The organism is Candidatus Zixiibacteriota bacterium (assembly GCA_022865345.1).
GTDB lineage: Bacteria > Zixibacteria > MSB-5A5 > MSB-5A5 > RBG-16-43-9 > RBG-16-43-9.
This window is the reverse complement of sequence record JALHSU010000203.1, coordinates 1-9,468: the sequence shown is the minus strand read 5'-3', so window position 1 is coordinate 9,468 and position 9,468 is coordinate 1. Positions and strand designations below refer to the sequence as shown.

Here is a 9,468-nt window from a genome sequence, read left to right as displayed (position 1 = left end):
GGCACACCAGCCCGATGACCAGGCCCATTGGAGATTATAACCACCCAGCCAGCCGCTCACATCCAGTACTTCGCCGGTAAAAAATAGCCCCGCCACCGGACGAGCTTCCATGGTCTTGGATGAAATCGCATTACAATCTACTCCCCCCAGAGTGACCTCCGCGGTTCGGTATCCCTCGGTGCCGTTTGGTTTGATGGTCCATTGCTGGAGCTGGGCTGAGATCTCCTTAAATTGCTGGTGAGAGATCGTCCGTAACGGGTTTTCTGCAAGATCACTCATTACCATTATCGCCACAAGACGTTTAGGTAAATATTCCGCCAAGACTGATTTCAACTTCCTCTGCGGGTGTTGTTGTTGCTGTTTTTTCAATACATCGGCCAGGTCGATCTCCGGCAACAGATTTATCCTGAGATCCTCGCCGGGTTGCCAATAGGATGACATTTGCAAGATGGCCGAGCCGCTCAAACCCCGGTGCGTAAATAAGATGTTTTCACAAAAACTTTGCCGTTTGTTACTGACCACGCCATCAACAGCAATGCCAGATAAGGTTGATAGTTTTTCTTTATCCTTGGGCTGAAGGGTGAAGGGAACTAAGCCGGCACGTCGCGGCCACACCTTGATGTGAAACTGCTGGGCAATCTCATACCCCAAAGGGCTTGCGCCTATCGCGGGTATGGATAATCCACCCGTAGCAACGACTAACGACTGGCAGATATAATTGCCCCGGCTGCTGTATACTTTGAAATGATGCTCACCCAGCTGTTCGATCTTTTCGATTTTCGTATTTAGCTGAAAGGAGATACCGGCCTGTTCGCACTCAGATAACAGCATGTTCAGAATGTCACGGGAGCTGCCATCGCAGAAGAGTTGTCCCTGGGTTTTCTCGCTAAAGGCGATATGATGCTTCTGCACCAATGTCAAAAAATCCCATTGAGTGTAGCGGCTGAGTGCCGATTTGCAGAAATGCGGATTATGGGAAATATAGCTGTCGGCATTTATATGGTAATTGGTAAAATTGCAACGCCCGCCACCGGACATCAAAATTTTCCGTCCCGGCTTTTTTGCATGATCGATAACCAGCACCTTACGGTGACGCTTGCCAGCTTCAATTGAGCACATCAGCCCTGACGCTCCAGCTCCAAGGATGATAACATCTGTTTTCTCAGTCAATAGGGGATGCTGTTTGATCACAAATTCTCTTGCATTAACTTATACCTGTGCCTTGTGCACCTGATATGAGGAGAGTTGTGTAGGGACAGAACAGTGTTCTGTCCCTACAAAGCTTCTGACCTACTATCTCTGCGTGTTTCAGGAACGTGCACATTATAATTTTATTGTTTTTCACTTTGCTTTTTTTGCTCTTTTCGCACGAAGCAAAGTGCAGTAAGTGCACCAGCGACAGCCATCAAGGTAGCAACTCCTCCACCCCGAAAGTATAACTGGTTGCCCATCAAGGCAACACCTGATAGCGTAAGGAAAACGAAACCACCGATTAAGAATGTCCACAATCCAAAAAGGACGACGGATGTCTCAATTTTGTACTGAGGCGCAATTCGAGAGCCAGCCCAAATGAAGACACCAGCTATGATAAATGGTATCAGAAGGCGTTCAGGCAGTTCGGGGTATGGCTCTAAGAAGTTACTTAGTGTGGAGTAGAGTATCCAGTGCAGAGGAAAGGTTGCGAGCATACCAGCAATGAATGCGCCGGGGAGTACTGCTATCCAGCGAAGCCAGTACTTTAATCCTCTGTCCATTGCTTTTTATATCCTTTCGTTTTCACAGGGCAGTTGCCAGCGAACTGGTAATTATGTTGTGTGCTATGATCTCCAATCTTACTTTTCTTTTTATCTCATACAGCTTATCGGGGTTTAAAAGGCGACATCAAAATATTTCCTACTATTTCTAATACTGGTAATACCTTTAGCACAAATTTTATAACAAATAACACAAGAGCATATTTCCAGTTTAGGTATAATAGCATGAGAAAGATTGCCCACTGGAGCCAATAAAGAACACTCACCCATCCAGGTAGTGTAGGCTCATCAATCGGCAAAATCCCCTGACGTTTGGCTTGATTCAACCGGATGTCGAATGTGGTTATCGAAGCGACAAGAAAGTAAGCGACAGTGAGACCAATTATGAGCGGAGTCCATTGCATAAGCGGCACCTTTTTAGATAGAGATCATAAGCACCTGAACGTATATTAGACTTCCGAAACAATTTAATAAACATTGTGAATTTCGCACTATTACTTATCCGTATATTTTAACCGGTTAAGTCCATAACTGCAGATACATCATAGTGTTTACAAAATGCGGGAATTCCAATTCTCTCGCTAACCTTTGGAAAAAGATGTTTTGTATGCTTGATATAGTCTATTTAAATCATCTCCATCTATTATACCGTAATAGATAGTAGCACCGCTCATGGATTTTGCTAGCACAAATGCTTGTAATTGAAAGGTAATGCTTTCATCAATTTTTCCATGATACACAACAAAAAAGATTTCAGCTGCACTACCAACTAAACGGGCTATTTGGTCTCCGTTTTTCCCCATTTTCTTTGGGGTGAGTGTTCCTTTTGTGCCTTTACCCTTCAATGCAAATGCTGCCGCTCTGCGTTTTCCTTTATACTTAATTTTACTTGTATATAGATCGTTTTTCTCTCCACCCCAATCTTTGGGGGTATGTGTCTCTCCGATGATTTTTTGTAAACCAGTTTTTAGTTTAATCTCCGCCATTTTATCAAGCCGAAGCGAACTATCGATTTTAGTAACCCTTCTTACCCTATCAAAAGAATCAATATCATCAACTGTGACTGGTTTAATTTTCGGTTTCTTTCCCGGTACGATAATCTTGTACGTGGTAGTCGTAACACGTGGAGACTGTTTCGTCGGGTATTTCTTTGCTTTCTTGGGATCATCAAGAATAGACAATATTTTATTCTTATGATGTGTATAGGTCTCGTCTTTTCTATATGCGGTTTGATTATCTTTTTTTGTTTTTTCTACAATCTGATTAAGTTTACCCGCCTCTTGCAATACTCTAATTCTTGTTAATCCAGTCATCTCGACGATATCATCGACAGTTTTAACTTGCTTTTTCCCACGATAGATTGCTTCGAATACTTTGCGCCGATCCTCAGATTTCCCGATTATGGTGACAGCGTACAGAATATTCTCATTTAAGTTCGCACGGATATCAGCAACTTTTGTAAGCATAATATTAATCTTCGTGATGAACGATTGTTGAAATCTTTTGACTTACTCCTTTCAGCATCTTGTTAACAGTACCAGTTGCCACACCAAGTCGCTTTGTAATCTCTGCTTGTGAGAGCCCGCCCCTCCAGAGTTCAATCGCAAGCAAATTCTGTAGTAACTGAGCAATTCTTTTAAGGTCATCATTTGATTGTGCCACGGCTAATCCTCCTTTGTTTTTTTGGGTTACCATAACAGTTCATTTAAAGACGTCTAATATAAATCTATCCCCACTAATAAAATTACAATCTTTTATACAGTTCAAAGAAACCTCATAAAATGAAAATTAAATTATATCTGAAAGTAAAATAGCTTGCCTTATTTAAATATGCAAGTAAAATTTTTCGGTCAGGTCAGGGGAGAGGGAATAAAAAAAGGGCACGGCAGAACCGTGCCCTAAAAATACGGTCACGTTTCAACGGCTTATTTTATATCAAACTTTATGTTCATCTCCGAAGATAACTTCTCCAGTTGAGTATAGACCTTCTCCTCTAAAGGCAGACCATTTTTCTTGTAATACTCCGATTTCTCAAACTCTTTTTCCCCGTGGATGAAGACTCTGTTCTCGCCTTCAGCCTTATTGGAGCTTTTCAGCTCGGTGATCATCCGGTCCAAGGTGGTTTTGAATCTGTCCACAGGGATGAAGTTGTCGATATTTATCGCGCCGAAGAAATGGCCTACATTGGAGAATTTCTGGGAAGGGTCTCTTTTGGTATCTACATAAGGTCCGTAGGCTGCGCCGGAGAGAATCCCGGAGAAGATATCAACTAATACTGACATCCCGTATCCTTTATGCCCGCTGAACTCCTCGCCTGCGCCGCCCAAGGGGAGGACTCCGCCGCCTGCGGCTTTGGTCATATTATCTAAAACCTTTTTGGTGTCAGCTGTGGGGATACCTTTTTCATCCACTGCCCAGCCTAAGGGCAAGGGTTTTCCCAGGCGCTCATACACCTCTAATTTTCCTCTGGGAACGACAGTGGTAGCCATATCCAAAACCCAGGGCCTTTCCTTGCCAGCAGGGAAGACCACGCTGATCGGATTTGTGCCGATGATCATATCCCGGCTGAAAGTGGGAACGCCAAGAGGAGCTGAATTGGTCATAGAAATCCCGCACAGGTTTTCCTTTAATGCCATCATCGAGTAATACCCGGCAATTCCGTAATGGTTGGAGTTGCAAACCGTAACAAAGCCGACTCCGGCATCTTTGGCTTTTTTGATAGCCAGTTTCATCCCGAAAAGTCCGGCAGGCTGGCCCAGACCGTTTTCTCCGCTTATTGCCGCAGTGCACGGGGTTTCTTTCAATATCTTTGGCTCGACCCCGGGAAGAATCTTACCATTTTTGATCCCGTTGACATACCTCATCAATCTTGCAACCCCGTGAGAGGGGATTGCTCTCAAATCTGCCTGCACCAGGTTGTCTGAGGTTACTTCTGCATCTGCTTGCGGCACTCCAAGGTTGACAAATACCTGAGTACAGAATTCACTCAGCTTTTCGTCATTTACGGTTACTTCTGCCATCGCAACTCCTTTTTTAAAAGTTTATTATTTTCGAAAGTAGATGAATCAAAAACCTCGGTCTCTTGACTTACTTCCTGTAAAGGACAGAACAATGTTCTGTCCCTACAATTACAGCAAACAGGGCTTCCAACCTCGCAGTTTCAGGCTCTTTAATAGATGAGTCCGGAATCCTGGACTCCTGACTTGCACGTATGTTCCAGGCAGGGATAGATCAATCCGCCCTGGGGCATAATGTATGTTTTAAAATCGTCTCCGTGCTTGGATTTTATCTTGTCTAAGGCATCTTCAAGACTTTCTGCGTACTTGAAAAATCTCTGCTCTAAGAAATCTTTTTTCATCGAGGAGATGACATATACGTCATTTCTTTTAAGGATTTTCGAGTTGATCACTGCGGTATGCCCGCCTACCACTATATCTTTTTCCTTGGTACTGAGTAGCTCGTCCAGGGATGAAGCTATGGATAGCCATTTATCAAAAGTATCAGAGCCTAACCCTTCGCGTGATTCGGTCAGCATCACTATGGTTCCACTTTCTTTAACTACCTGCCTGGCATTGTTCATCGTCTTCATCGTCTGATATAAATTAACATCCTTGGGGTATCCTCCAGCACTGGCGATAACTGCATCAGCTAAGCGGTTGATTTTCACCTTGTAAAGTTTATTACAGGCGTCCACACCTGCATAAAAGGCATCTGTCAAATCACCGGCAACGATATTTACTATTTCCTTCTTATCGTTTATGACTACGTTTACCAGGAAGTCCACTCCAGCTTTTGCGGCGGCTTCTTCCATTTCTAAATTGATCGGGTTATCTTTTAGAGAGGCAATGGCTACGCCTGGTCTGCATACCATAGCGTGGTTTGCCCGGATGGACTCTCTGCCAGCTACTCCAGGCAGAATACCTTTTCTGCCGCCAGAATATCCTCCAAAATAATGAGTGGTAATAAGCCCGGTCATGACCACTAAGTCTGAATCTTTGATCAGCTTATTGACTAAAAGCTCATTCCCGGTGGAGAGCTTTCCAAAGGAGATTAAATCTTTATCACACTCGTGGCTAATTAACTTAAAGTTATCAACGATCTCATCCCCGAAATTATCCCGGTTTTCCTTGTCAGTATGAGGTCTGTGCGCTCCTGTTCCGACCAAGAAGGTGATATTCTCGCTCTTTATCCCGCCAGAGTTAAGCTCGTCAACGATAGGGAGGAGTAGGTTATGAGTTGGACGCTTGTAAGGGACACCCCGGGTGAAATCGCTGACCACTATAACTGCGGTTTTCTTACCCTTAGCTAACTCTTTTAGTCTTTTGCTCTTGATTGGATTCTGCAGTGCCTGAATTGTAGCCTGATTGACGTCTGAAAGCCCAGGGACTTTTTCCAATTCCAGAACTTTCAAGAGGTTTTTGTCCGGCAGAGAGAGTTCCTTATAAGAGTCGCCATATTTTAGGTTGATTTTCATAAGGTTCCTTTAAGTTTACATAATTTCTACGCAAATCAGAGAAAAAATATAGTATAACCGTTTTTGGTATGCAAGAACTTTTTTGTGAAATTTTTAACAAGAGGGATGAAAAGTACCTTAACAGTATCGCGAATATTTTTAGGCTGATACACGACCGTATAGAACAAGTTCACGACCTTAATTCGTTCAGGAAGAGTCAGGTGATCTCCGTGCGTGTAAAAAAAACTTCATTTTTTCCTTGACAACTGCACAAATGAGCACTATATTGAATAACGTATGATGAATGACGAATGACTAATAAAAAAAGATAAAGAGTTTAAGGGTTGAAGGGTCTAAGAAATGATTGCTCAATCTGGTTAAAGTACCTATGGCAGAGAAGAGGCAGGGTTTTAAGCCTTTAGCCTATAGCCTTCAGACTTTAGACTGTTTTTCTCGGAGGGGTAAATGGAAATAAAAAAGCTTTTAAAACATGGGATTCCAGAGAGGATAATCCAGACCTGGGAGGAAAACCAGGGGGATAAGCTTCTGCCTTTGCAGTCTTTAGCTGTTACCCGGTTTGGTCTCTTAGAGAGTGAGAGCCTGATAATCTCGGCACCCACTTCTTCGGGCAAAACCTTCTGCGGAGAGATGGCAGCAGTAAGCTCTATTTTCAAGCAGAGAAAAGTGATTTATCTGGTCCCACTGAAAGCCATAGCTGAAGAGAAGTTTGCTGATTTTCAGGAGAAATATTCAAGTCTGGGAATAAAAATAGCCATCTCTACCCGTGATAGAAGAGAATATGATTTGGACTTAGAAAAAGGGAATTTCGATTTAGGGATTTTGATCTACGAAAAATTCAACCAGCTTCTGCTTAAGAATCTGGATCTTCTGAAAAACATAGACCTCCTGATTATAGATGAGCTGCAGATGATAGGGGATAGTTCCCGTGGTCAGGTTTTAGAGCTGGCTTTACTCAAAGTTCTTAATTCCGGCTATAAGCCCCAGATAATCGGACTCTCTGCGGTCTTAGGAGAAGTGGAAGGATTAGCTTCCTGGTTAAAATGTAAATTGCTTTTGGAGCACAAAAGACCAGTCGAGCTTTTGCAGGGGATTTTATATAAAGGTAAATTCATCTACCGGAAACATAATTCTCAGGAAGAAGGGGAGGAGGAATTCATCGATATAGAGAGTGAGAATATCGACGAAATTCTTTTGCCGAACATACAAAAAATGCTAAACCAGGGTGAGCAGGTTCTGGTTTTTCTGAAAAGCAAGAATGAGACTGTAAATATGGCTTTGGGTTTTGCTGAAAAATTTAACGGAGAGGCTTCGTCCTCTGCACTGGAAAAGTTGACGGATTTGGAGGAAACAGGCTTAAAGGAAAAACTGGAGCTTTGTCTCCAGAAGGGTGTAGCTTTTCACAATGCAGACTTATCTTATGAAGAAAGAAACGTGGTCGAGCATTCCTTTCTTGAAAATGAGACTAAACTGATATTTGCCACCAGCACTTTGTCGATGGGGGTTAATCTTCCAGCCAGAACTGCATTCATCGAGACTTTAAAGTACGAGAGCGGTGATTTTACTGATAAGGGGGTTCTGGTTCCATTAAACTGGAACGAGTATGAGAATATGTCCGGCAGGGCTGGAAGATTCGGCATGGAAAAAGATTTCGGAAGGTCGATTTTGCTTGCAAATAACCAGTTCCATTTTGATTCGCTCTGGGATAAATATATCGAAGGGAAAGAGGAGAAATTAGTTCCGGTCCTAAATAAAATGGGTCTGGAAGATATCATCCTGGACCTGGTATCTTCCGGGCTGGCTAAGGATTATTCAGGATTGGAGAGAATCTTACTCTCAAGCTACTCAGCGATGTCAGGCACAGAGATTTCACCAGATGGAGGTCTAAAGACTTCCGCTACATCTCGAAAATTCGATTTCAATGGTAGCGGAAGGCTTCAGCCTTCCACTGTTCCTGTTGCCGTCTCAGTAGATGGAGGTCTAATCCCGCCTTTTGGCGGGACCGCTACGAAAGAAAAAATTTCTGAGTTACTTGAAGAGCAAATACTGACTTCAGACGAAAAAGATAGACTCTCCGTTACTACTTTGGGAAAAGCAATCGCTCTGCAGGGAATCAAATGCGAGACCGGTATGCAAATTAAAAGGAAGCTGGCAAACGGAACTACTCTTGAGGCGGTCAACTGGTTCTATGAGCTGCTGAAGACCGAAGACGGGGAAAGGATTTTTGCCCATCTTTCTTTTTATGAAATAGATAACAGAGTTTATCAGAATAAACTCAAACGCAGGTCAGACCGGATAGTCTCGCTGGATGAAGAGCTAAAGGAAATGCTGAAAGATTCAGCTCAATCTTCATTAAACCAGCTTTCCAGACTTAAACTATCTCTTCTTTTCTGCGACTGGATTACCCATATTCCAATACTTGATCTGGAAAGTGAATATGGAGTAAGAAGCGGCTTTATCTCTCAGGCGGCTCAGGAGCTTGCCTGGCTTCTGGATTCGGCTTCCGCTATTGCCAAAGTGATCAACTCTGAGAATAGTACAGTTAAATTCATGAAAAGCCTGTCAGTGCAGGTCCAGTTTGGAATAAATCAGGATATGATTGAATTAGCTAAATTGAGAATACCAGGTCTGGGAAGGGATTGTCTCTGGAAATTATTTCAAAAGGGGATTAACTCTAAAGAGCAGGTCAAAGAGATAGACTTAGTGGAATTGAAAAAGCTAATACCTGAAAATCTGGCTTGCAGGTTGAAAGATGAAATTAAACTGCTGGGAATCGGTAATAAGGGCAGGGGCACGTTGCAACGTGCCCCTGCGGTCTCCACCAAAAGAGAGTCTAATAAAAACGTCCTCTTTTTGGACGGCACCTTGATCAAAGGAAGATATACAGTTTTCATAGACAATAGGAAAATCTTCCTCAGCCATAAAAGCTTTAAATATCTCTTCAAATTAATTTGGGCGACTTTCAAGAAAGAAGGAGGATGGATCCATAAATTAGATTTAGAAGAAGGGGAAAACCAGGGGAAATATATTTATCGTCTAAAAAAAGAGCTTTCGCTCTCAGATAGAAAGCTCATAGAGAATAACCGCATCGGCTGTTACCGGTTGAACCTAATAAAAGAGAAAGTTCATTTAAATAAAAATGTGTTGGATAACTTCGAGGATTATGAGATTAAAAAACTTCTTGAAGAGATGGAGTAATTGGGGTGCATCAACTTGTTGATGCAACTAAAGATGTAGGTCGGG

General features: G+C 42.7%; 7 protein-coding genes. 1 reads left to right on the top strand and 6 read right to left on the bottom strand.

What is annotated here, in order from left to right:
* The 6 genes from MUP17_10185 to larA all read right to left on the bottom strand — a co-directional run.
* A partial coding sequence (locus tag MUP17_10185; protein MCJ7459349.1) for an NAD(P)/FAD-dependent oxidoreductase occupies nucleotides 1-1,119 on the bottom strand: 1,119 nt, incomplete at its 3' end.
* Between the two features lie 212 nt (nucleotides 1,120-1,331).
* The gene (locus MUP17_10180; protein MCJ7459348.1) at nucleotides 1,332-1,754 is read right to left on the bottom strand and encodes a hypothetical protein; all 423 of its coding nucleotides are present in this window, start codon (nucleotides 1,752-1,754) and stop codon (nucleotides 1,332-1,334) included.
* Nucleotides 1,755-2,335: 581 nt separating this feature from the next.
* Nucleotides 2,336-3,220, bottom strand: coding sequence for a hypothetical protein (locus tag MUP17_10175; GenBank protein MCJ7459347.1), 885 nt, complete (start codon nucleotides 3,218-3,220; stop codon nucleotides 2,336-2,338).
* A gap of 4 nt (nucleotides 3,221-3,224) precedes the next feature.
* Nucleotides 3,225-3,416: a hypothetical protein gene (locus MUP17_10170; protein ID MCJ7459346.1), complete on the bottom strand. Its 192-nt coding sequence runs from the start codon at nucleotides 3,414-3,416 to the stop codon at nucleotides 3,225-3,227.
* Between the two features lie 263 nt (nucleotides 3,417-3,679).
* A complete protein-coding gene (locus tag MUP17_10165; protein ID MCJ7459345.1) occupies nucleotides 3,680-4,774 on the bottom strand; it encodes an Ldh family oxidoreductase in 1,095 nt (364 codons plus the stop codon).
* A 149-nt stretch (nucleotides 4,775-4,923) separates the two neighbouring features.
* On the bottom strand, nucleotides 4,924-6,228 hold the full coding sequence (gene larA, locus MUP17_10160) for a nickel-dependent lactate racemase (protein MCJ7459344.1): 1,305 nt from the start codon (nucleotides 6,226-6,228) through the stop codon (nucleotides 4,924-4,926).
* Between the two features lie 444 nt (nucleotides 6,229-6,672).
* Here larA and MUP17_10155 point away from each other — a divergent pair, with 444 nt between their 5' ends.
* Nucleotides 6,673-9,423 carry a DEAD/DEAH box helicase gene (locus MUP17_10155; GenBank protein ID MCJ7459343.1) on the top strand — a complete coding sequence of 917 codons (2,751 nt, stop codon included), beginning with the start codon at nucleotides 6,673-6,675 and terminating at the stop codon, nucleotides 9,421-9,423.
* Nucleotides 9,424-9,468: the final 45 nt, after the last annotated feature.

What these genes read in the sequence shown, in the direction of transcription:
- MUP17_10155 (MCJ7459343.1), top strand. Translation starts at nt 6,673, where the DNA reads ATGGAAATAAAAAAGCTTTTAAAACATGGGATTCCAGAGAGGATAATC.
- larA (MCJ7459344.1), bottom strand. Translation starts at nt 6,228, where the DNA reads ATGAAAATCAACCTAAAATATGGCGACTCTTATAAGGAACTCTCTCTG.
- MUP17_10165 (MCJ7459345.1), bottom strand. Translation starts at nt 4,774, where the DNA reads ATGGCAGAAGTAACCGTAAATGACGAAAAGCTGAGTGAATTCTGTACT.
- MUP17_10175 (MCJ7459347.1), bottom strand. Translation starts at nt 3,220, where the DNA reads ATGCTTACAAAAGTTGCTGATATCCGTGCGAACTTAAATGAGAATATT.
- MUP17_10180 (MCJ7459348.1), bottom strand. Translation starts at nt 1,754, where the DNA reads ATGGACAGAGGATTAAAGTACTGGCTTCGCTGGATAGCAGTACTCCCC.